This is a genomic window from Streptosporangium sp. NPDC002524 (genome assembly GCF_040295985.1).
GTDB lineage: Bacteria > Actinomycetota > Actinomycetes > Streptosporangiales > Streptosporangiaceae > Streptosporangium.
In genome coordinates this window covers 270,707-292,769 of the sequence record NZ_JBEOWK010000002.1, presented here as the reverse complement: position 1 = coordinate 292,769, position 22,063 = coordinate 270,707, and the positions used below count along the sequence as shown (strand labels likewise).

The following is a 22,063-nucleotide window of genomic DNA, read 5'->3' as shown; positions in this document are numbered from 1 at the left end:
CCTTCCCGGCCCCGGTGGCTCCCGTGGCCTTCGTGCCTCCCGCGGCCGAGAACGGCGACCGCGACGCGTCCCCCCGGAGCGGGCGCGATCGCGCAGATCTGGTGAAGGAGTTGTCAGCGGCATGCAGATGATTGATGTTCCGACCCTTGGTGCCCCCGCCCCCGTCCCGGCGCCTGCCCGTACCGGCGCGCACCTTCCGCCGGCCGGCTGGCGCCCGGACTCCTGGCGCGGTCTGCCCATCTCCCAGCAACCCGACTGGGCCGACCCCGGCGGGCTGGGCCGCGTCCTCGACGAGATCTCCCAGCTTCCGCCGCTGGTACTGCCCGGCGAGATCGAGGACCTGCGCGCGGGACTGGCCCGCGTCGCGGACGGCCGCGCCTTCTTCCTGCAGGCGGGCGACTGCGCGGAGCGGTTCGCCTCCTGCATCGAGAACGGGGTGCGCGGCAAGCTCCGGCTGATCCTGCAGCTGGCGATCCTGCTGTCCTACGGCTCCGGCCTGCCGGTGGTCAAGGTCGGCCGGATCGCCGGGCAGTTCGGCAAGCCGCGCAGCAGCCCGACCGAGATCGTCGACGGCGTCGAGCTGCCCGTGTACCGGGGCGACATCGTCAACGACACGGCCCCCACCCCGGCCGCCCGCACCCCCGACGTCCAGCGGCTGCGCAGCGCCTACCACCACGCGTCGGCGACCCTGAACGTGCTGCGCGCCCTCCTGCAGGAGGGCTTCGCCGACCTGGAGCAGGTGCACGCCTGGAACCAGGAGTTCGTACGGCGCAACCCCGCGGCCCGGCAGCACGAGGACGTCGCGGCCGACATCGCGTGGGCGCTGCGTTTCATGGCCGCGTGCGGCGGGGAGCGGACGGACCGGAGCGCGCCGCAGGACCACCTCTACACCTCGCACGAGGCCCTGCTGCCCGGCTGGGAGGAGGCGCTGACCCGGCCCGACGAGGAGACCGGGGCCTGGTACGGCACCAGCGCCCACATGCTGTGGGTGGGCGACAGGACCCGGGGACGGGACGGCGCGCACATCGAGTACCTGTCCGGGATCGCGAACCCGGTCGGGGTGAAGATCGGCCCGGACGTCACGCCCACCGAGCTGCGGCTGCTGTGCGAGCGGCTGGACCCCGGCCACACGCCCGGCAGGCTGGTGCTGATCAGCAGGCTGGGCGCCGACCGGGTGCTCGACCTGCTCCCGCCGCTGGTCGACGAGATCCGCGCCACCGGGCGGCCGGTGGTGTGGGCCTGCGACCCCATGCACGCCAACACCTTCCGCTCGCGGAGCGGATACAAGACGAGGCGGCTGTCGGACATCACCCGCGAGGTCGCGGGGTTCTTCGCCGTGCACCGGGCCGCGGGCACCTTCCCCGGCGGCATCCACCTCGAACTGAGCGGCGACGACGTCACCGAGTGCCTCGGCGGGGTGGAGGAGGTGCTCGACGTCGACCTCGGGCACCGGTACGAGACCGCGTGCGATCCGCGGCTGAACGCCGGTCAGTCCATCGAGCTGGCCTTCGCGGTGGCGCGTCTGCTGCGTCAGCACTGCACAGCCTGACCCTGCACTCCCCCTCCCCTCCCCTGACCTTGACCCTGATCCGTCCCGGCCCCAGCCTCTCCGGAGCCGGGACGGATCAGGGACGGATCAGGGAACGGGAGCTCGGGATCGGCCACGGGACACCGCGAAGAACAGGCCAAAACCTCAGGACCAGCCACGGGACACCACACGGAACAGAACGGGCCGGAACCTCAGGACCGGTCACGGGATGTCACGCGGAACAGAACGGATCAGAGGACGCCGGGACGGTCGCGTCAGGCCACGCGTCCCCGGGGCGGCACGGCCTCCGCGCCGGGCGGCGGCCCCGGCGGGGTGCCGTCCCCGAACGGCCTGCCGCCGAGCCCCTCACGGCCGTGCGGGGTGAGCCATCCGGACAGGTCGGGGCCGCCGGGCACGATGTGGTGGGGATTGCCCTCGTCCAGAACGAGGTGGTAGTGGCGCTTGATGTGGTCGAAGTCGACCGTGTCCCCGAAGCCGGGGGTCTGGAACAGGTCACGCGCGTACGCCCACAGCGCCGGCATCTCCGTCAGCTTCGACCGGTTGCACCGGAAGTGCCCGTGGTAGACCGCGTCGAAGCGCACCAGCGAGGTGAACAGCCGGATGTCGGCCTCGGTGATCGTGTCCCCGACCAGGTAGCGGCGGGTCCGCAGCCGCTCCTCCAGCGTGTCCAGGCGGGCGAACAGGGCGTCGTAGGCCCGCGAGTACGCCTCCTGGGAGGTGGCCATGCCCGCCTCGTACACCCCGGCGTTGACGTCGCGGAACACCAGCTCGTTCAGCTCGTCGATCTCCGCGCGCAGCGGCTCGGGGTACAGGTCCGGGGCGCCGGGGCGGGCGAGTGCCGTCCACTGGGTCGCCAGGTCCAGGGTCATCACGCCGAAGTCGTTGGTCACCAGGCGCCGGGTGGCCACGTCGACCATCGCGGGCACGCTGAACCCGCCGTCGTAGTCCGCGTCGGCGGCCAGATACGCCTCGCTAAGGTAGCGGTAGCCGAGGACGGGGTCCCTGCCGCCGGGATCGAGGCCGAAGTTCCAGCCCCGGTCGTCCTGGATGGGGTCGACGAGGGCGAGCGAGATCGCGTCCTCCAGGCCGAGCAGCCTGCGGCTCACCACCGCCCTGCTGGCGAACGGGCAGGCTCGGCTCGCGACCAGCCGGTAGCGGCCCGGCTCCACGGGCCAGGCCGAGCCCGGATCCGCGGTGATCCGGGCGTCGAAGTGGCTGGGAGACATCACGGACTCGGACTCTGCTTCGGACTCTGCGCTCAATTCGGCTCCATGGAATCGTGTCGGTCTCTCCGACGGTGACCTTCCCCGTACGCGCCGGGGCATCCGGGCATCCGGGGCATTACAACTTCGAGGACTCGCGACGTCGAGGATTCACCGTCTCAGAGGATTCACGGCCTCAAGAGAGGCCTCGCGAGAGGGTTCACGGCCTCAAGAGAGGTCACGGCCTCGGATGAGATCACGGCTTCGAGGAGTCCACGGAGACCGGGGCCGAGTCCGGGGCCGCCGGGGCGCGGCGCGACCGCGCCCTGGCGGAGAGCGCCACGGCGGTCGCGACGTTGACCGCGGCCATCGCCAGGCAGAGCAGCGGAAGCCCGCCCAGGGAGAGCAGCGGCCCGGCCAGGACGAGACTCCCGGCCGCGGCGGCGGCGCCCATGGCGAGCTCGCCGAGCCCTTCGGCGCGGTTGCGCAGCGCTTCCGGCGTCACCTCCACCAGCCACATGCTGCCGCTGACCAGGTGCAGGTTCCAGGACACCCCGACCAGCGCCAGCAGCGCCAGGTCGGAGCCGACGCCGCCGCCGAGCACGCCGAAGGCCAGCGAGCCGGTCATGCACAGCGCCGCGGCCAGCGCCACGGGGCGGGGGCCGAACCGCCTGCACAGCGCCGCCGAGACCGGCGCGAAGGCGAACATCGCGCCGATGTGCAGGGCGGCGAACATCCCGACCGCCTGCAGGTCCCACCCGCTGTGCTGCAGGTGGTTCGGCGCGGAGCCCATGATCGCCACCATGGAGAGGTTGCCGGTGCCCAGGACCAGCAGCGGCAGCAGCCGCCCCGTCCCGCGTCCGGCGGCCGGGGTGTCCGCCGTGGACGCCTCCGGCCCGCCGCCGCCGCGCAGCCTGAGCAGGATCAGCGAGGCCAGCGGGAACACCACCACCGCGAGCAGGTGCAGCCCCGTCTGCGGGGGCAGGCCCGCCGCCTCCGCCACCGCGCCGGTCGGTCCGAGCAGCACGGGACCGAGGACCGCGCCGACGGTGACGGCCGCGACGGCCAGCCCCATCGCCTGCGGGGCACGGCGCTCGTCGACGAGGTCGGTGGCCAGATAGCGGCCGAGCATCACGCCGGTGGTGCCCGCGCCCAGGAGCACGGTGCCGAGCAGCAGGCTCGCCAGCCCCCAGTTCACGGAGAACACGACAACGGCCGCGCCCGCGGTCGCGCAGAGGTTGCAGGCGGCCGGGCCCCACACGCGCCCGAGCCGCCGCATGATCGCGCCCGCGGCGGGACCGGCCAGCGCCGATCCGGTGACCAGCGCGCCCATCGCCGTCGGGCCGTAGGCCGCGGATCCGGTGATCAGTTCGGCGAGCAGGGGGCCCGCGGTGGCGCCCGCGGCCAGGCCGAGCGATCCGACGATCTGGCTCAGGCACAGCAGCAGGACCGTTCCAGGAAGACGGTTCCGTCCGGAGGTGCTCATCGCGCCGCCCACCACCTGACGCGGTCGTTGACCATGCGGTCCGTGGCCGTCATGTGCTGGCGGTGGGGTTCGCTCAGGTGCGCGACGCGGCGTACGACGGATCGTGGCGTCTGCGCCAGGTTGGCCTCCAGCAGGGTGCGCGCGAACCGGTCGAACGCGTCGGCCATGTCGTGCTCCCGGGTCCCCAGGCAGAGGCTAGCCAGATGGTCGAGCTGCCGTACGGCCGCCGCGGGCAGCCGGAACCGGCAGGCCACCACGTCGACGTCCGGCGAGACCGAGCGCTCGGCACCGGAGGCCTCGAAGGCGTTGAACAGCGGGCTGATCCCGGTGAGGCCCGCCTGGCCCGTCAGGTCCGGGCAGTGCTGGGGCGGTCTGCCCGTAACGTCGTCGGCGATGCGCATCGCCGTCACCCCTTCCTCTCTCATCACCCCGACCGCAAGGTCCAGGGGGGTCGCCGGCAGGGCGAGGTCTCGGACGGCGTGCACGGCCGCCGCGCCGTCGCGGGCGCCGGTCGCCGCCACCAGCAGCAGTTGCGCGGCCTCCCGCGCGGACTGCAGGTGGAACCGCCGGGTCGGCGCCGGCAGCCACAGCACCGTCCCGTCGCGGCACGAGCGGCGGAAGCGGCGCAGCAGCGGCGAGTCGTCGGCGACGTGGGCGAGGCGCGCGATGACGGCGTTCACCCGCCCCCGGGCCGCGGCGTCGGCGACGATCAGTTCGATGGCCCGCTTGCTGGCCGAACGGACGTCGTGGGCGTACAGGAGCAGCGACTCCTCGGCGGAGGCGACGACCAGGACGCCGACCCGCGCCTCGGCGCAGGCGTCCACGACGTGGCGCGTGCCCAGCACGTCGGTGCACACCGAGTCGTGGGTGTCGGGTTCGGCCGTTCCCGTGACGGGACGCGTGGCCAGGTGGAAGACGACGTCGGGGCGGACGGCGGTGATCAGCCGGGAGACCCGCTCCCGGTCGCGGATGTCGAGGACGCGGTGCTCGGTGCCGTCCACGGGGGCGTCCGGCGAGAGGCCGGCCGTCAGCAGCCTGCCCGGCCCCAGGCCCGCCAGCCCGGCGACCAGCATGCCGCCGATGCGTCCCTCGGCCCCGATGACCAGCACGGTGCGGCCGCCGACCAGGTCGCGTACCCGCCGGTGCGGCACACCGACGTCCCGCCCGGCCGCCGCGAGGACGTGCCGGTAGCGCGCGCCACCCGCGGGGTACGCCGCGGTCAGCTCGGCGGTCAGTTCCCACAGCCTGCGCAGGGTGGTGTGGTCCAGTGCGCGGCGCCACGCGGGGGCGATGGCGCGGATCTCGTCGAGGATTCCCTCGATACGCCGTGCGGCACTCATATCTCGATGACTCCTGTACGGCAGGACCGGCTCGGGACTCGGGGCCCGGGACTCAGAACTCGGAACTCGGAGCTCAGGGCTCGGGACTTGGAGCTCGGGACTCGGGACTCAGGGCTCGGAACTCGGAGCTCAGGGGTCGGAGCTCAGGACTCAGGACTCGGAGCTCAGGGCCCGCGGATCCGGATGGGGCCCGCGTGGGCGCCCCGTCCGGATCCTCGGCTCAGCTCGCGCGGATCCCCGGCTCAGCTCGCGGCGGGGGTCCGCTTGGTCCCGCTGATCACCCCGTGCGGGGTCCAGGTCTCCCCGGGAAGCCTGCGCACCTCGTCGAACCCCGTCTCGCGCATCCACCGCTCGTAGTGGCTCCAGCTGTAGATCATGCTGCGCGGCGCGGTGAGCGTGGCGAAGTAGGCGTTGTCCAGCGCCGAGTAGAGCGGGCCGTCGCCGGTGTCGCCGGACATCACGTTGAACACCATGACCCTGCCGCCCTCGGGCAGCGCCGCGTGCGCCTTGCGCAGCAGGTCGCGGTTCTGCTCCGGGGACCAGATGACCAGCTGGTTGGCGAACAGCACCGCGTCGTGGCCCTGGGGGTACGGGTCGTTGAAGATGTCGCCCACCCGCACGTCGATGCGGTCGCTCAGGCCGTTGTCGGCGATCTTGCGCCGGGCGATCTCCACCGCGCCCGGCAGGTCGAGCACGGTGAACTCGACCCCGGGGTTGGCGCGGGCCAGCTCGATCGCGTTGACCCCGTCGCCGCCGCCCACGTCGAGCACCCGGCGCACCCCGGTGAGGTCCGCCTTGGCGACCAGGACCGGGTTGGACAGCAGCGACCAGGAGCGCATGCAGCGGTAGAACAGCCGCTCCAGCTCCGGCGTCTCGGGCAGCCGGTGGTACAGGTCCTCACCCGTCCCCGCGAACCGGGCCAGCCCGGCGTTGGTGTTCTCCCGCAGTGACTCGACGAGGTCGGCCAGCGGGAGGTAGACGAGCTTGGCCTGGAAGGCGACGATGTCGGCCAGCACCTCCCAGGAGCCGTCCTCGAACATCTCCTGGATCACCGCGCAGTTGCGGTAGCGCCCGCCGGTCACCTCGGTGAGCCCGAGGGCGGTGGTGCCCAGCAGCAGGATCTCGGCTGGCCGCGGGTCCAGCCCGAGCGCGTCGCCGACCTCCTCGGCGGCCAGCTCCCCCTTGTCGCGCAGCAGGGCGAACAGGCCCAGCTCGCAGCCCGCGTTGAGCATCTGGAACGCCGCCGCCCCGAACAGGGGGCCGACGAGGTCCTCACGTGACCGCACCTTCCGCGGGCCGTGGTGGTTGTGAAGGGACACCGCGCTCTCCTCCCGTGTTCTCGCACGTGGGGCCGTCACGACACGTCGAACAGCGTGCCGGGGACGGGGTGGCACCGCTGCTCGGTGCCCAGGTCGTCCAGCCGCGCCATCTGGGACTCGTCGAGGGTGAAGTCGAACACCTGGATGTTGGCGCGGATGCGCTCGGGCTTGGCCGACTTCGGGATGACGACGATGTCGTGCTGCAGGTGCCAGCGCAGCACCACCTGGGCGGGGGTCCTGTCGCACTCCCGGGCGATCTCCACCGCCGTGGGGTGCTGGAGCAGCCCCTGGTCACGGCCGATGGGGCTCCAGGCCTGCGTCACGATGCCGCGCTCGGCGTGCGCCGCGCGCAGCTCGTGCTGCGGGTACAGCGGGTGCAGCTCGATCTGGTTGACCGAGGGGACGACCGAGCACTCCTCGGCCAGCCGGTCGAGTTCGGCGACGCCGAAGTTCGACACGCCGATCGACCGGATGCGGCCGTCCGCGCGCAGCCTCTCGAACGCCCGCCAGCTGTCCACGTACCGGCCCAGCGCGGGGCGCGGGAAGTGGATCAGGTACAGGTCGAGGTAGTCGAGGCCGAGCCGGGCCATGCTCTCGTCGAAGGCCCGCATGGTCTCGTTGTAGCCGTGGTCGTCGTTCCACAGCTTGGTGGTGACGAAGAACTCCTCGCGGGGAACCGCGCTGTTGGCGATCGCCTTTCCGACTCCGGCCTCGTTCTGGTAGGCGGCGGCGGTGTCGATCAGGCGGTAGCCCTCTTCGATCGCCGTCGTCATCGGCTCCACCACCTGGTCGGCGGGGATGAGGAACACCCCGTACCCGAGCTGCGGGATGGACACGCCATCGTTGAGGGGCACGTGCGGGATCGTGGTCACGGCAGGTTCGTCCTTCCTGTTCGGGGGCCGTCGTCAGGAGTAGCGGCCGGGCTCGGGCACCTCGTCCAGCAGCCGGTACAGGCCGACCTCGCGGCGCTGGTAGGCCACCGGGTGGTGCAGCGTGTGGGTACGGACGTTGCGCCAGAAGCGGTCGAAGCCGAACCGGTTCGCGGTGGAGCGGGCACCGGTGACCTCGAAGATCCGCGAGGTGACCTCAAGCGCCACCTCGTCGGCCCGCGCCTTGACCGCCGCGGTCCGCACCTTGTACTCGCCGCGGATCCGGGGGGTGACCGAGTCGGGGTCGCGGTGGAGCGCCATGCCCTCCTCGGCGACCTGGTCGGCCAGCGCCTCGGCGGCCCAGAGCTTGGCGGTCAGGTCGCCGATGGTGTCCTGGACGCGGGGCTCGTCGACGGTGCGCTCGTAGCCGCCCCAGCCCCGGCCCGTCTGGGTGTACTCGATCGCGGCGCGCAGCGCGCCCCCGGCCACGCCCAGCCAGATGTTGCAGAACAGGAGCTGGCCGGTCGGCACGTTCGTGGTCGCGTAGGTACGGGGGTTGAACTCCTTGTCCCGGTAGCCCAGCGCGTCCTCCCAGGGCACCCGGACGTCGCGGATGGTGATCCCGCCGCTCTCCGTCAGGCGCTGGCCCATGTTGTCCCAGTTGTTGTGGTGGACGATGCCCGGCTGGTCGGTGGGCACGACGGCCAGCACGTGGTCCTTGCCGTTCAGCACGCCTTCCAGCACGGTGTGGTCGGAGACCTTCACCCCGGTGCAGAAGTGCTTGCTGCCGTTGAAGACCAGGTGGTCGCCCTCGTCCGTGGCCACCACGTCGGCGTCGCGCGGGTTGAGGGCGCACCCGAAGAACCAGTTGCCCTGGGTGGCCTCGATCTCCAGCCGCCGGATCTGCTCCTCGGTGCCCAGCCAGCGGGGCAGCCAGCACCAGGTGTAGTGGTCGCCCAGCAGCTGGCCGATCGACCCGTCGGCCGAGGCGACCGCCCGCACGACCCGGTAGGCCGTCGGCCACTCCTGGCCGGCGCCGCCGTGCTCCACGGGACCGAAGATCGGCACCAGTCCCGACTCCTTGAGGATCTGGATCTCCTCGTGCGGCGTCTGGTTGGCGCGGTCGCGCTCGGCCGCGCCGACGGTCAGCACGTCGGCCACCTCCCGGGCGCGGTCGACCCATCCCGTCGGCGTGTCCGGCCTGACCGACCAGTCCGGCCGGGGTATGGCCCCCGAGGGGGCGGGCGTGGTGATGGTCACGTTCTCTCCTTGGGGTCTCAGGTGGGCTCAGGTGGTCTCAGGGGTTCGGGGCGTCTTGGCGTCTCGGTGTCTTGGTGTCTCGATGTCTTGGTGTCTTGGTAGGTCGGATCGGTGTCTCGTGTCTTGGAGGGCCGGGCGTCGAGGGGGTCGTCAGGCCGCGGGGCGCGTGGTGCCGTGCGGGTTGTCGATGACCGAACGCCAGAGGCCGTCGGCACCGCGCCGGATGACGTCGGTGCTCGTCCCCTCCATCCGCATGTGGTCGCCGCCGGGGCCGGTTCCCTCCACGACCCAGTCGGCGATGATCAGCGCGATGTCGTCCGCGACGTAGACGTGGCGGTCGCGGATGTCCATGGGCAGCCCGAGCGCGAGGAAGTCGGCGATCGCCTTGCTCGCCTCGCCGCCGGTGACGGGATCGCCGGGGCCGCGGACGAAAACCGCGCCGTCCTCCAGACCGGCCTCGACGGCGGCCGCTTCACCGGAGTTGAAGGCGTGGCGGAAGTTCTCGGTGTGCTGGTACGGGTCGGAGACCGGGGCGAAGGTGCTCCTCGTCGAGCTGGTCATCTGTGCTCCTTCATGACATTCGGTGGCTCGCGGTCTCCGCGGTCAACGCGGGCCGGTGTCGGTGCCCCGCGGAGGCGGGTTCCGCGATGTCTGTGATGTCGGTGGGGACGGCCTCCTGCGGTTCCGGCCACACCGAGTAGCGGCGCAGCCCGTACAGCAGCGGACGGCGCGACTCTCGGCGCAGCACGCGCTGGACCGCGCCCATCACGACGGTGTGGTCGCCGACCCGGTCCGCGCGCGACACCAGGCAGTCGGCTATGGAGTGGGCGTCCCGCACCAGGTGCGGGCCGCACGCCCCGCCGTCGACCGTCCACTCGGCGCGCTCGAAGCGGCGCGGATCGCCGGAGGCGAACAGCTCGGCGGTCGGCCGGGCGTTGTGGTCGAGAAGATTGAGGGTGAACCGCCGGGCGGCGAGCACCGCCGCCAGGGTTGGGCTGGCGTTGCGCACGCACACCAGCAAGGTCGGCGGGGCGAGGGTGACGCTGCAGACCGACGAGCAGGTTATGCCTTTGGGACTGCCGTCGGCGGAGACGACCGTCACGACCGCCACCCCGGTGGGGAAACCGGCCATCAGGGCGCGGAAGTCGTCCTGACCGGTCTGATTCGTATTCGCTGCTTCGCGCATGTGATACCGCCTCTGCTGGCCGGGAGCCCGGTCCGGACCCGTACGCGACGATGTCCGGGAACCGCCTGCGATCACGTGAGTTCACGCTATGGGCGTCGGCTCTCGATGCTCTCTTTCCCATCTCTCACCGGCCCCGGCCTGGGCGGCCGTGACATGACGAGGACATGACGAGGCCGCCGGAGCGATGCTCCGGCGGCCTCGGGTGGCGCCTGTCGTACCGGCCGGGCGTCACGCGCCCGCGGCTCCCGGTGGGGCGTGGCCGGGTTGGGTGTCAGCCGTTCGCGGCTCGCGGCGAGCCGGTGCCGGGCCGGACGTCGGGCGTCCGCGACCCGCGGTAGGTCATGCCGGGCGTCACGCGTCCGCGGCTCGCAGCGGCTTGAGCGCCTCGGCGATCCGGGTGAAACGGGCGCCGTGGTACTCGGCGGCGGCGTACACGTGCTTGGCGAGGTCCTCGTCGCCGTCGCGGATGCTGATGCCGTACGGGTTGCCACCCGCGGCGTGGATGAGGTCGTAGTCGACGTACCCGGTGGGGACGATGATCGAGCCCCAGTGGTGCATCACGTTGTAGAGGGCGACCAGGGTGGTCTCCTGCCCCCCGTGGACCTCGTAGCTGCTGGTGAATCCGGTCGCCGCCTTGCCCGCCAGCTCGCCCTCCTGCCAGATCTTGCCGGTCATGTCGAGAAACTGCTTGAGCTGGGAGCTGACGTTGCCGAAGCGGGTGGGCGTGCCGAAGGCGAACCCGTCGGCCCAGACGAGGTCGTCGACGGTGGCCTCCTCGACGTGCGCGGTGGCGTCAACGTGCTCCCGCCAGGACGGGTTGGAGTCGATCGCCGAACTCGGGGCCAGCTCGGTGACCTTGCGCAGCCGGACCTCCGCCCCCGCCGAGGCGGCGCCACGGGCCAGGGCCTCGGCGAGCGCGTGCACGTTGCCCGTCGCCGAGTAGTAGATCACTGCGATTCGGGTATTCATTAGCACACCTCTCAACTGTTCATTTGACAACCGTTCTTAATTCAACGGTATAAGCGAAATAGTGCACGAGTCAACTGTTGCGATATGGTAGTAAAATGGACGAACGGCGACTGGAGCGGAAGATCACGGCATGGGCCGCGATCTTCCGGTTCAACGGGATGACGAACGTGCGTCTCGACTCGGTCCTGCGTTCGCGGGCGGGGATGACGCTGGCGGAGCACGAGCTGCTCGCCGTCCTGCAACGGCACGGCGGGCGCGCCAGGATGGGCGAGCTCGCCCGCGACCTGATGCTCTCCAAGAGCGGGGTGACCCGGCTGGTCGCCAAGCTGGAGGAGCCCGGCGACTGGGTCCGGAGGACGATGTCGCCCCGCGACCGCCGCGCCACCTGGGCCGAGCTCACACCGGCGGGTGAGAAGGCCCTTGAGGCCGCCAAGCCGGTGTTCGACGCGGCGGTGTCGGAGATCTTCGCGGACGCCCTCCCGGACGGGGAGCTGGACCGCGTCACGGCGGCGCTGGAACACGTCATCGCCACGAACGGGTGGACCGCCACGACCGGCTCGTGCGCCGAGGCGTACGCCCCGGTGCCCGGCACGCGTCCGGTCGGCGAACGCCCGAGCGATGCGCGTCCGGCCGACGGGCTTCCGGACGGCGTGCGTCCGAGCGGCGTTTCCCCGGACGACGGGCTTTCGGACGGCGAACGCCTGGACGGCGCGCGTCCGGACGACGTACCCCCGGACAGCGGGCACCCGGGCGCCGCCCCGGGGCGGTGAGCCCGCCCGGGGCCCGTACACGCGCGTCCCCTGCACACGCGTGCCGCGCGTACGCGTCCCGTACACACGTGTTCCGCGTGTACGGGCGCGGCCCGGCCGGGCCCCGTCCACCTCCCGCGCCTCCGCACGACGGCCGTCAGCTCGCGGACGGCACGGCCGCGACACCGTCCTGGTCGTCCGCGTCCGCGCCGACGATGCCGAGTTCCGGGCGGCCGAGCCGGGGGCGGGCCGGTGACGGCACGCGGGACAGCCGGTCGCGATGGCGGGCGGCGAAGCGCAGCCCCTCGGCCTCGAGTTCGAGCCAGGCGCCCGGATCGGACGTCACCATCTCGATCATCTGCTCGCACACCGACGTCGGGCACTCGATCAGGCCGGACGCCCCCGCCTCACCCTTGAGCAGCCGCTCGGCGCCCTGGGCGAGACCCAGCCAGCAGTCGGTGGCACGATCGAGCATGCCGGTCCGCTGCGCGGCGGTCAGCTCGCTGAGGGAGCGTTCCTTGGCGTACAGCCCCATCAGCTGGTGCATCCGGCAGCGCAGCACCCCCATGTGGTCGGTGCCCGCCACGTCCAGCAGCCCCCGGTCGACGAGGTGTTCCAGGATCGGCTCCACCTCGGCGATCGGGGTGTCGACGGCGGCGGCGATCACCCAGGCGCCGAAGTCGGGCACCTGCAGCATGCTCGCCGCGTACCAGACCCGCCGCGCGTCCGGGTCGAGGGCCTCGACGCTGGGGGCCAGGTAGGAGCGCATGTCGAACGCGCCGTGGGAGAGCTCGTCCAGCCGGCGGTCCGGGTCGCTCAGCCGCTGCGCGAGACGGCCGATCTTGAGGTGGGTGCGGGAGGCGAGGCGCGCCGCTGCGGCGCGCACCGAGAGCGCCAGCCTGCCGGTCGCGCCGACCACCTGGTCCACCGCCTCGGGCTCCGCCGCTATGCGGTGGACGCCCACGACCTTGCGGAGAAGCTCGACCGACTGGTCGACGGTGAGCATGCCCACCTCGACGGGGAAGTTGCCCGGGACGTCGGACAGGTTCGAGCGGCTGGTCATCAGCAGCGCGGCCTCGGGCGTGGCCGGGATCAGCGGCCAGACGTGACCGGCCCCGAGCACGTCGTCGAGCATGATGAGCACGCGTCTGCGGTCGAGCAGGCTGCGGTAGATCGCGGCCCGCTCGGCGAGCGCCTTCGGGATCGCGGTGTCGGCGACGCCGAAGGAGCGCAGGAAGCAGGACAGCACGTCGCCGACGTCGACCGGGTCGGGCCGGGAGCCGCGCAGATCGGCGTAGAGCTGCCCGTCGGGGAACTCGTCGCGCAGCTGGTGGGCCACGTGCAGGGCCATGGCCGACTTGCCGGAACTCCACTTGCCGTAGACGCCGCAGATGCGGGCGCCCTGGCTGTCGGCCGTCAGCGCGGCACGGATGCGGCGCTCGTGCTCCGGCCGGCCGACGTAGTCGGGCAGGTCCGCGACGAGCTGGGCGGGCACGTTGACGGGTGTGTCCTCAACGGTGTTGACCGGTTCGCCCGCCAGGACGCGCTGGTGCATCTCCCGCAGGGTCGGGCCGGGTTCGAGGCCGAGCTCGTCGACGAGGAGCACCCGCCCCGCGGCGTAGGCCTCCAGCGCCTCCGCCCTCCGGTCGGCGCAGTACAGCGCGTACATCAGCTGCGCGCGCAGGCCCTCACGCAGGGGATACCGTTCCACCAGGGCCATCAGCTCGTCGATCAGCTCCCGGCCTCGGCCGCACTGCAGCTCCAGGTCGATGCACTCCTCGATGACCGACAGCCGCCGTTCCTCCCATTTGGCGGCGATGGCCTGCACGGCGGGGCTGTCGACCTCGGCGAGCACCGGGCCGCGGAACAGCGACAGCGCGCAGCGGAACCGGGACGCCGCCAGCGTCCTATCCCCCTGCGCGGCCAGCGAGCGGGCGTCGGCGACCTGCTCGTTGAACCGGTGCGCGTCGACGGTCTGCGGGTCGACGCGCAGGGCGTAACCCGGTGACGTCGTCTCGATGAGGTCCGCGACGGCTCCGGCGAGCGCGAACGAGCGGCGCAACTGCCATATGCATGTCTGCACCTGCTCGGCGGCGGTCCGCGGCGGCCTGCCCGCCCAGAGGGCCTCCACGATCTCCCCGACCGTCACGATGCGGCCGGCGCTGGCCAGGAGCATCGTGAGAACGATGCGCTGCCGGTTCTTGCCGACAACGACCGGTGTGTCACCGATCAGCACTTCAAGTGGACCCAGTATACGAAACAGCATATGTGCCTCGACATTCCCGTTAACGGCAATCTAATCGGATCATCTCGCCTCGTCCCATCACCAATCCCCATTCCCGATCGGGTGTTCGCGGCGCCCTCCGCGACAACCCGGTTGACCACGGAGGGAGGACCGTCACGGTCGTTCGCCACCTTGCCTTTCCTTTCATCGTGGATCGCCGTTTCGCCGGCGGAGCGACGGCTCGGAGCGAATGTGACACACCCATACCGCCAATTCCGGATGATCACTATTCGACACGACAACGCATGTGATCTTGGCTTAACAAGACCCCCCTTCTCTTTACGTATAGCAAATCACCGCGTACGTGGCAAGCTATCGATGAATGGCACAGTGACGACTAATCGGCTCCCAGGAAGTGCAAGTCTTCCGAACGTAATGCCGATTTCTACCGCGACATAATGCGTCACGCCTCGTCGTCCCATTCCGTACGCGTCGCTCCGGGGAAGTTTGGGAGAAGGTGCCCGCAAGAGGGGGACAGAGAGGCAGAAGGGGCCGCTGACCACGGTGGATTCGCCGCTCCCGGCTCGACGGCCGGTCGGTTCCCGCACCGGGGGCCGACGGCCCGGCGTGACAGGGAGCGGCGGACCCGGATTTCGGTCGGCATCGCCGGGCCCCGTGCGAGCCGTTCACGGCACCCGGTCGCCGAATCGCGAACCAGGGGCGGAGGACCGCTCCATAAAACGTTTCAAATTCGGGGAGGAAAGCACCGCGACTTCAAGGGAACCGCGGTTCCCCGATTAAGGTCCCTTATACAGGGTGATAATTCCCGAACCTCGGGTGTGGCCGAATTCAAGAATGTCCGAACACGAGAATGGTGTCGGTGAATAACGCGTACGCGACCGGTCCCTGGACGCGGACGGCGACGGCGGCGAGAACACGCCATCGGCGACCCGAATTATCGGAGGCTCTGCCTGCTTGACCGATCACCACCCCATCGCGCTATTTTGTTCGTTCTTCGCGTGCAGGGAGCGATCAACCCCCGGCCGACCATCGCTACCCGCGCTCGGACCGGTCAAACACGGCCGGGCGCGGCCTCCGGCGCCCTCGCGGAGGTTCCGGCCTGTCTCCTGTTCACGACCGTGAGCGGACGGCCACCGGGCGATCAGGACACCCACCGGCTCGCCGTCCTGTACCCGCTGTCCCGTGGCCCGCCATCGGGTGTGCGGGACACGGTGATGGCCGGGTCTCCGATCGGAGACCCGGCCATCACCGTGTCGCACGGGGCCGGATCCGGGGCCGTCAGTCACCTCGTGGCGGACGGCCCCGGATCCACAACGCGGTCGTGCGGGTCAGGACCGCGTGACGGCCGCGTCCGATTCCCGAACACTCAGGGAGTCGGGGTGGCTCAGGGAGTCGGGGTAGGGGTCGGGGTCGGGGTTTCCGTCACGGTAGGGGTCGGCTCGGGGGTGGGGACGCCCGGCGTCTCCGAGGGCGGCGGGGTCTCCGAGGGCGGCGGGGTCTCCGAAGGGGGCGGCGTGGGGGTCACGACGGGCGGCGTGGGGCAGAGGCGGGGCACCCGCCACTTGCCGGACCGCCACTGGTCGACGGCCCACCGATCGCCGCCGCGCCAGAACTTCTTGCTGGGCCGCGTCAGGTCGAAGACGTAGGCGGCCGTCGCCGTCTCACCCGTGGCCGGCGGGGTCGTGGGAGTCTCGGTCGGCGTGTCCGTGGGAGTTTCGGTCGGCACGTCTGTAGGCGTCTCGCTCACCGTCGGCGTGCTCGTGGGAGTCCCGGTCGGCACGTCCGTGGGCGTCTCGGTCGGCGTGTCCGTGGGAGTCTCCGTAGGCGTGTCCGTGGGCGTCTCGCTCACGGTCGGCGTGCTCGTGGGAGTCTCGGTCGTGGTCGGCACGCTCCTGACCGGCCCGTTCGCGGTCGGCTCGTTCGGGGTCGTCTCACCGGTCGCCGGCCCGCCCGCGGTCGTGGTCGTGGCGGTCACCGAGACCCAGTCGCCCTGCCTGACCGCGTTGCCCCGCCGCCCCGAGAGGGACGTGGTGGAGTCGGTGATCTCGTACACCTTCTCGAAGCCGTCCTGGCTTCGTACCGTGATCGAGTCCTCCGCCACGGCGATCGCCTCGCCGGTCTGGGCGAACACCTTGAAGCCGCAGCCGTCCTTCGCCGGTAGCACGAACTCGCCGTGCAGCACGCCGGGGAACGCCACCCGGGGTACCCGGGGCGGTGGCGTCGTGGTGGGCGTCGGAGTCGGCGTCAAGGTCGGGGTCAGCGTAGGCTCCGGGGTGGGTGTCTCGCTCACCGTCACCGTCACGCTGGGAGTCGGCGTCTCCGGCGGCGTGGGAATGGGCGGCGGCGATGCCGCCGACGCCGAGGACACCCCGACACCGCCCGAGGCCGCCAGTACGAACGCGGTGGCGAGGACCATCGGGCGTGGAATGCGCCTGGGTGCTCCGCCCGACCCGCTCGACGACACCTCGTTGGACCTGTCGGGGGTTGTTCGCGTCACCTTGTCCTCCATCTGGTTTGATCCGGAACCAGCGGGGGCGCGGATGGGGTGCCTACGCCCGCCGCCGAGACCGAGGACCACCGCCCGGTCGTGGTCCTCTGTCAAGGGCGCGGGAAAGAGTGCCCGCTTCGAGCGGACCCATGCAAGCAAAATAAGTGCACGACACCCTAAACCGGACGTTCCAGCAGCTCACCACCGTGTTTAAAAATTCGAACTTCGAGGGGATTCGTCCCCCAACGGGCCTCCTCCCCCGGTTCTGGACAGGGAAGGGGGACGGCCTCGGGTGCCCCGAAGTGTGCCCATGTGCCTACGTGCCCGGGTGCTTGGGGACTCGGGTACTCCGTCAGCCCGTCAGCCTCTCACTCCGTCACGCCGCGGTCGGCGACGACCTTGTCGACGCGGAGCCGGACCAGCCACTCCCCCGGTACGCCGTTGCGCTCACCGAACTCGCGGGCGCGCTCACGGCCCATGTAGCGGCCACCGATCTCGGTGGCCCACTTCAGCAGCTCGTCCGTGTCCGCGGAGAGGGTGACGATGCCCTCGATCATGACGTAGGAGAACGGCGGGGCCTCGTCGTCCACGCACAGCACCACCCTGGGGTCGCGCCGCAGGCTCCTGCCTTTGACGCTGCTCTCGTGGGTGGTGAACACCACGTCGTCCCCGTCGAGCACGAACCAGATCGGTGTCACGTGCGGCCTGCCGTCGGCCCTGGTCACCCCGAGCTTGCCGGTGCGCGTCCCCGTCATCACGAACTCACGCCATTCGGCGTCCGTCATCTTCTCCATCCGACGATTGTCCTCAGCCCGCCTCCCGAACGAGCCCCGGGACACGCCGCCGGGCGTCCGCGCACGCCTCGGCGCGCCCAGAGGTGGCCCAGCAGTGGTTCGAAAGCAGGGAGCAGCTCAGGAGTAGGCGGCGACCATCCCGACGATCACGCCGACGAGCGAGACGAGCGTGAGGAGGCACCCGAGGGCCACGGCGGCCCGGCGGCCCCGCCGTACCTTGAGAACGTAAAGGAGGACGTACGGCAGGAAGCCCAGCACGCCGACGCCGAGGAACGGCATGGTCAGCGCGGCCAGGACACCGGAGGTGCCGGTCGGTACGGCGCGGTCGCCCTCGGGGGCGAGCTGCGCCCGCCTCACGTCACCGGCGCTGGAGTCGGGCGAGGCGTCGACCGGGATCGCGTCGCCGCCGCTGTCGGGCGCGAAGCTGCCCTCGCAGTCGTAGCGGCCCTGCCCCAGGTCCTCGCACGAGACGACCGTGAGCGTCCCCGGGGTGCCGATCGAGCCCGTCGCGAGCTTGAGGCCGGGCACCGCGACCACGAAGGGCAGCACGGCCAGCCCCGTCCAGAGGATCAGCAGGATGGCCATGCCGATCTTCCCCGGTGTGCGTCCCGGGCCGGGGGTCGGCGTCGGCTGGAAGGCGTTCGCCAGGTCCTCGAATGCGCTGCTCATGGGGAAATCATGAGACACGCCACTTGCGAACTACCTGTTCATGACTTGTGACGGATCGACCTGGCCTCCGCCTCGGCGGCGTCCAGCTTGGCGGCCTCCTCGGGGGTGGGCGCGGTGCCGCCGAGGTGGCGGGGCTGCCACCAGACGCCCGGCGGGATCTCCGGGTAGCTCCGCTGCGCCTTGTCGAGCATCTCGGCCATGCGCTCGCGCAGGTCCACGGTGATGGCGTCGTAGTCGTCGCCGCGCTGGGGATACATGGGCTCGCCGACCTCGATCGTGATCGGCACGTGCCGCTGCAGCAGCTTCTTGGGGTGGCCCTTGGTCCACAGCCGCTGGGTGCCCCACAGGGAGACCGGGATCATCGGCACCTTGGCGCTGACGGCCATCCGGACCGCGCCGTTCTTGATCTCCTTGATCGTGAAGGACCGGCTGATCGTGGCCTCGGCGAACACACCCACCACCTCACCGCCCTTGAGCGACTTCAACGCCGCGCCGAACGCGGCGGCCCCGGCCGCGCGGTCGACCGGGATGTGGTGCATGCCGCGCATCAGCGGCCCGGAGATCCGGTGGTCGAACACCTCCTTCTTCGCCATGAACCGCACCAGGCGCCCGGAGGGACGCGCGGCCAGACCGGCGAAGATGAAGTCGAGATAGCTGATGTGGTTGCTGACCAGCACGGCCCCGCCGGTCCGCGGGATGCGGTCCGCGCCCTCGATGCGGATCTTGAGGTCCAGCGCGCGGAACACGGTCAACGCCGCCCCGATGACCGGGGGGTACACGATCTCAGCCATGGCTGAACCGTACCTCAGCTCTCCCCCCGGCCCGACCTCCCCCGTTCCCCCTCCGGACGCCCTCGCGTGGCCGGGCCTCGGCGCCCCCGGAACGCCTCCTCCGGCCGCCACGATCCGCACGCGCAGCCGCTGCGGTCCGCACGCGCGACCACCACGGTCCGCACGCGCGACGGCCCCTGGAGTGGCCCGGCAGAGGCCGGCCGAGGTCTCCCTCCGGCCCCTGCCGGACCACCCCGACGAGATCCCCGGTTCCGTACGGTGACCGCCTCCGGGTCCCCGTACGGAACCGGGGCGGCCACAGCCGCGTGGGGCGAGGGGCCGCCCCACGGGCCCGGCGGCGTTCACCTCTCGACCAGGGCCAGCACCCGCAGCGGGCTTCCCGAGCCCCCGGCGATGGGCAGCGGCGGCGCGACGACCACGGCGCCGGTCGCCGGGAGCCGGTCGAGGTTGCGCAACTGGGTCAGGCCGTACTTCCCCGCGCCCAGCAGGAACGAGTGGCACGGGAAGGCGGGGTCGAAGCCGTGCGCGGCGCCCGCGTCGGTGCCGACGGTCTCCACGCCCAGCCCGGCGATCGCGGTCTCCTCGGCCAGCCACCGGGCGCACTCGACCGAGACGCCGGGGGTGTGCGGGCCCGTCTCGTTCGCGTTCAGGAAGCGCTCCTGGTCGTGGGAGCGGGCGTCCCAGCCGGTGCGGTAGAGCAGCCATCCGCCCTCCGGCAGCGGCCCGTTGGCCTCCTCCCACGCCTTGACGTGCGCGATCTCCAGCAGGAAGTCGGGGTCCTTCGCCGCCTCGGCGGCGAGGTCGAGGACCACGGCCGGGGCGATCAGCCGGTCGACCGGCACCTGCGAGACGTCCTCGCCGTCCTTGCCGGTGACCCAGTGAACGGGCGCGTCGAAGTGCGTTCCGGTGTGCTCGCCGGTCACGATGTCGTTCCAGTACCAGGCGGGGCCGCGGTCGTCGTAGCGGCTGATCTCCTTGAGCTCGAACGGGACGGTGTTGCCGAACGGCTCCGGCAGCCGCAGGATCGGCGTCTCCGACGACAGCGGCGCCGTCAGGTCGATCACCTCGATCCCGCCGTTCCGGATGCTCTCCACCAGGTTCCGCAACACCGACATGACGCCTCCAAGAGGGATAGGACCTGGGCAGATCCTCCTACAGCGCCACCGCCGCCCGCCACCTTCGCGTACCCGCCCGGACCGCCCGGCCCCGGACGGACCCCCAACGGACACCAGACAGACCCCGGGCGTCCGGTTCGGAGGAGACGCGACGCCGGGCGGGAGGGCTTCCGCGGCCGATGCTTGCCATCGCCCGCGAACAGGGCGAGTTTGGGAACTGTGAAAAAGCTCATCAACGATGTCGAGTCCGTCGTTCCCGATGCGTTGCGCGGCGTCGCGGCGGCCCATCCCGGGCTGCGGGTGGACGTGGACAACCAGATCGTGTTCCGGGCCTCGGGGCCGCGCCCCGGCAAGGTGGGCCTGGTGTCCGGCGGCGGTTCGGGACACGAGCCGCTGCACGCCGGATTCGTGGGGTACGGCATGCTCGACGCGGCCTGCGCCGGTGAGATCTTCACCTCCCCGGTGCCCGACCAGATGATCGAGGCCACCGCGGCGGTGGACGGCGGGGCGGGCGTCCTGCACATCGTGAAGAACTACACGGGCGACGTGCTGAACTTCCAGATGGCCGCCGAGCTGAGCGGCGAGGAGGGGGTTCAGGTGGAGAGCGTGCTGGTCGACGACGACGTGGCCGTGCGCGACTCCCTCTACACGGCGGGACGCAGGGGCACCGGCGCCACCCTGTTCGTCGAGAAGATCGCCGGTGCGCTGGCCGAGACCGGCGCGCCGCTCGCCGAGGTCGCGCGGGTGGCGAGGGAGGTCAACGCCCGCAGCCGCTCCTTCGGGGTCGCGCTGAGCCCCTGCACCACACCCGCGGCGGGCATGCCCACCTTCGACCTCGCCGACACCGAGATCGAGCTGGGCATCGGCATCCACGGCGAGCCCGGCCGGACGCGCTCGGCCATGCGCCCGGCCCGCGAGCTGGTCCACCTGGCGATGGACGCGATCCACGAGGACCTGCCGATCTCCGGCGACACCCTCGTCATGGTGAACGGGATGGGCGGCACACCGCTGATCGAGCTGTACGTCGCCTACGCGACCGTCGTGGACCACCTGGCGGAGAAGGGTGCGCGGGCGGCGCGTAACCTCGTGGGCAACTACGTGACGAGCCTCGACATGCAGGGATTCTCGATCACGGTCTGCCGGTTGAACGAGGAGCTCACCCGGCTGTGGGACGCCCCCGTCGAGACCCCCGCCCTTCGCTGGGGCCGCTGATGGCCTCCGGAACGGACGCCGAGACGAACACCGGCACCCGTATAAAAGACACCGCCACCGATACCGACACGGACGTTGAGATGAACACCGCGCTGGACACCGCCCTTTTCACCGCCTGGATCGAGGAGACCGCCAGGGCCGTCGCCGCCGAGAAGGACCGGCTGACCGGCCTGGACGCCGCGATCGGCGACGCCGACCACGGCGCCAACCTCGACCGGGGCCTCACCGCGGTCGCCACGGCCCTGGCCGCCGGGGAGCCCGGCACCCCGGGATCGCTGCTGGTGCTGGTGGGCAACACCCTGATCCGCAAGGTCGGCGGGGCGTCCGGTCCCCTGTACGGCACGGCGTTCCGCGAGGCGGGCAAGGCACTGGGCGACACCGCCGAGGTGTCCGTCGCGCAACTCCACGCCGCCCTGGAGGCCGGGCTCGCCGGGGTGCGGAAGCTGGGGTCCGCGGCCGAGGGCGACAAGACCATGGTGGACGCCCTCGCCCCGGCCGTACGGGCACTGGAGCAGGCCGTCCAGGACGGGAAGGACACCGCGGAGGCGATCGGCGCCGCGGCGGAGGCGGCCCGTACCGGAGCCGAGGCGACGATCCCGATGCAGGCCCGCAAGGGGCGGGCCAGCTATCTCGGGCCGCGCAGCGTGGGCCACGAGGACCCCGGCGCCGCCTCCACCGCGCTCATCCTCTCCGCCCTGCACACGGTGGCGGCACGATGACCGCGATGACCGCGATGACCACAACGACCGCGATGACCCGCACGAGCCACCGCATGAGCCCGCGCCCGAGCCACCGCGCGAGCCACCGAATGAGCCACCGC

The 22,063-nt window shown here is 71.6% G+C and carries 19 protein-coding genes; 4 read left to right on the top strand and 15 right to left on the bottom strand.

The annotated features are described in order from the left end of the window. The first annotated feature begins 121 nt into the window (after positions 1 to 121). Positions 122 to 1,549: a class II 3-deoxy-7-phosphoheptulonate synthase gene (locus ABT053_RS03915; protein WP_350967325.1), complete on the top strand. Its 1,428-nt coding sequence runs from the start codon at positions 122 to 124 to the stop codon at positions 1,547 to 1,549. Between the two features lie 254 nt (positions 1,550 to 1,803). Here the strand turns inward: ABT053_RS03915 and ABT053_RS03910 are convergent, their stop codons facing one another. The 9 genes from ABT053_RS03910 to wrbA all read right to left on the bottom strand — a co-directional run bounded on the left by ABT053_RS03910 (position 1,804) and on the right by wrbA (position 11,180). Next, positions 1,804 to 2,811, bottom strand: a complete 1,008-nt coding sequence (locus tag ABT053_RS03910) for a glutathione S-transferase family protein (protein ID WP_502991700.1) — start codon at positions 2,809 to 2,811, stop codon at positions 1,804 to 1,806. A gap of 196 nt (positions 2,812 to 3,007) precedes the next feature. Continuing rightward, positions 3,008 to 4,237: an MFS transporter gene (locus ABT053_RS03905; RefSeq protein WP_350967324.1), complete on the bottom strand. Its 1,230-nt coding sequence runs from the start codon at positions 4,235 to 4,237 to the stop codon at positions 3,008 to 3,010. Further along, positions 4,234 to 5,577, bottom strand: a complete 1,344-nt coding sequence (locus ABT053_RS03900; RefSeq protein WP_350967323.1) for an NAD-dependent epimerase/dehydratase family protein — start codon at positions 5,575 to 5,577, stop codon at positions 4,234 to 4,236. The genes ABT053_RS03905 and ABT053_RS03900 overlap by 4 nt, the downstream gene beginning before the upstream one ends. Before the next feature lie 242 nt (positions 5,578 to 5,819). Next, positions 5,820 to 6,896, bottom strand: a complete 1,077-nt coding sequence (locus ABT053_RS03895; RefSeq protein WP_350967322.1) for a methyltransferase — start codon at positions 6,894 to 6,896, stop codon at positions 5,820 to 5,822. Between the two features lie 35 nt (positions 6,897 to 6,931). Further along, complete coding sequence (locus ABT053_RS03890; protein WP_350967321.1) at positions 6,932 to 7,750, bottom strand: aldo/keto reductase; 819 nt, start codon at positions 7,748 to 7,750, stop codon at positions 6,932 to 6,934. A gap of 51 nt (positions 7,751 to 7,801) precedes the next feature. Beyond that, entirely contained in the window at positions 7,802 to 9,025 is a 1,224-nt protein-coding gene (locus ABT053_RS03885; protein WP_350967320.1) for an acyl-CoA dehydrogenase family protein, read from the bottom strand. Positions 9,026 to 9,175: 150 nt separating this feature from the next. After that, entirely contained in the window at positions 9,176 to 9,586 is a 411-nt protein-coding gene (locus ABT053_RS03880) for a YybH family protein (protein WP_350967319.1), read from the bottom strand. A gap of 10 nt (positions 9,587 to 9,596) precedes the next feature. Further along, positions 9,597 to 10,211, bottom strand: coding sequence for a flavin reductase family protein (locus tag ABT053_RS03875; RefSeq protein ID WP_350967317.1), 615 nt, complete (start codon positions 10,209 to 10,211; stop codon positions 9,597 to 9,599). 351 nt (positions 10,212 to 10,562) lie between these two features. Next, positions 10,563 to 11,180: an NAD(P)H:quinone oxidoreductase gene (gene wrbA / locus ABT053_RS03870; protein WP_350967316.1), complete on the bottom strand. Its 618-nt coding sequence runs from the start codon at positions 11,178 to 11,180 to the stop codon at positions 10,563 to 10,565. Between the two features lie 95 nt (positions 11,181 to 11,275). Here wrbA and ABT053_RS03865 point away from each other — a divergent pair, with 95 nt between their 5' ends. After that, positions 11,276 to 11,950, top strand: a complete 675-nt coding sequence (locus tag ABT053_RS03865; RefSeq protein ID WP_350967315.1) for a MarR family winged helix-turn-helix transcriptional regulator — start codon at positions 11,276 to 11,278, stop codon at positions 11,948 to 11,950. Positions 11,951 to 12,086: 136 nt separating this feature from the next. On the opposite strand, the gene ABT053_RS03860 is transcribed toward ABT053_RS03865, so the two are convergent. From ABT053_RS03860 to ABT053_RS03835, 6 genes are all read right to left on the bottom strand, one after another. Continuing rightward, the gene (locus tag ABT053_RS03860) at positions 12,087 to 14,165 is read right to left on the bottom strand and encodes an AfsR/SARP family transcriptional regulator (protein ID WP_350967314.1); all 2,079 of its coding nucleotides are present in this window, start codon (positions 14,163 to 14,165) and stop codon (positions 12,087 to 12,089) included. Positions 14,166 to 15,558: 1,393 nt separating this feature from the next. Continuing rightward, positions 15,559 to 16,671, bottom strand: a complete 1,113-nt coding sequence (locus tag ABT053_RS03855; protein ID WP_350967313.1) for a hypothetical protein — start codon at positions 16,669 to 16,671, stop codon at positions 15,559 to 15,561. 359 nt (positions 16,672 to 17,030) lie between these two features. Next, positions 17,031 to 17,456 (bottom strand): PPOX class F420-dependent oxidoreductase, encoded by a 426-nt coding sequence (locus ABT053_RS03850; RefSeq protein ID WP_350967312.1) that lies wholly within the window; start codon positions 17,454 to 17,456, stop codon positions 17,031 to 17,033. Positions 17,457 to 17,573: 117 nt separating this feature from the next. Next, complete coding sequence (locus ABT053_RS03845; RefSeq protein WP_350967311.1) at positions 17,574 to 18,125, bottom strand: hypothetical protein; 552 nt, start codon at positions 18,123 to 18,125, stop codon at positions 17,574 to 17,576. A gap of 38 nt (positions 18,126 to 18,163) precedes the next feature. Beyond that, positions 18,164 to 18,916, bottom strand: a complete 753-nt coding sequence (locus tag ABT053_RS03840; protein WP_350967310.1) for a lysophospholipid acyltransferase family protein — start codon at positions 18,914 to 18,916, stop codon at positions 18,164 to 18,166. A 341-nt stretch (positions 18,917 to 19,257) separates the two neighbouring features. Then, complete coding sequence (locus ABT053_RS03835; protein ID WP_350967309.1) at positions 19,258 to 20,031, bottom strand: cyclase family protein; 774 nt, start codon at positions 20,029 to 20,031, stop codon at positions 19,258 to 19,260. 219 nt (positions 20,032 to 20,250) lie between these two features. On the opposite strand from ABT053_RS03835, the gene dhaK reads away from it, so the two are divergent. Both dhaK and dhaL read left to right on the top strand, forming a co-directional pair. Beyond that, on the top strand, positions 20,251 to 21,243 hold the full coding sequence (gene dhaK, locus ABT053_RS03830) for a dihydroxyacetone kinase subunit DhaK (protein ID WP_350967308.1): 993 nt from the start codon (positions 20,251 to 20,253) through the stop codon (positions 21,241 to 21,243). After that, positions 21,243 to 21,962 carry a dihydroxyacetone kinase subunit DhaL gene (gene dhaL, locus ABT053_RS03825; protein WP_350967307.1) on the top strand — a complete coding sequence of 240 codons (720 nt, stop codon included), beginning with the start codon at positions 21,243 to 21,245 and terminating at the stop codon, positions 21,960 to 21,962. The genes dhaK and dhaL overlap by 1 nt, the downstream gene beginning before the upstream one ends. The last annotated feature ends 101 nt before the right edge of the window (positions 21,963 to 22,063 follow it).

Coding starts and splice junctions, on each gene's coding strand:
- ABT053_RS03905 (WP_350967324.1), bottom strand. CDS start 4,237: ATGAGCACCTCCGGACGGAACCGTCTTCCTGGAACGGTCCTGCTGCTG.
- ABT053_RS03900 (WP_350967323.1), bottom strand. CDS start 5,577: ATGAGTGCCGCACGGCGTATCGAGGGAATCCTCGACGAGATCCGCGCC.
- ABT053_RS03840 (WP_350967310.1), bottom strand. CDS start 18,916: ATGGCTGAGATCGTGTACCCCCCGGTCATCGGGGCGGCGTTGACCGTG.
- wrbA (WP_350967316.1), bottom strand. CDS start 11,180: ATGAATACCCGAATCGCAGTGATCTACTACTCGGCGACGGGCAACGTG.
- ABT053_RS03880 (WP_350967319.1), bottom strand. CDS start 9,586: ATGACCAGCTCGACGAGGAGCACCTTCGCCCCGGTCTCCGACCCGTAC.
- ABT053_RS03845 (WP_350967311.1), bottom strand. CDS start 18,125: ATGAGCAGCGCATTCGAGGACCTGGCGAACGCCTTCCAGCCGACGCCG.
- dhaL (WP_350967307.1), top strand. CDS start 21,243: ATGGCCTCCGGAACGGACGCCGAGACGAACACCGGCACCCGTATAAAA.
- ABT053_RS03875 (WP_350967317.1), bottom strand. CDS start 10,211: ATGCGCGAAGCAGCGAATACGAATCAGACCGGTCAGGACGACTTCCGC.
- ABT053_RS03915 (WP_350967325.1), top strand. CDS start 122: ATGCAGATGATTGATGTTCCGACCCTTGGTGCCCCCGCCCCCGTCCCG.
- ABT053_RS03865 (WP_350967315.1), top strand. CDS start 11,276: ATGGACGAACGGCGACTGGAGCGGAAGATCACGGCATGGGCCGCGATC.
- ABT053_RS03850 (WP_350967312.1), bottom strand. CDS start 17,456: ATGGAGAAGATGACGGACGCCGAATGGCGTGAGTTCGTGATGACGGGG.
- ABT053_RS03835 (WP_350967309.1), bottom strand. CDS start 20,031: ATGTCGGTGTTGCGGAACCTGGTGGAGAGCATCCGGAACGGCGGGATC.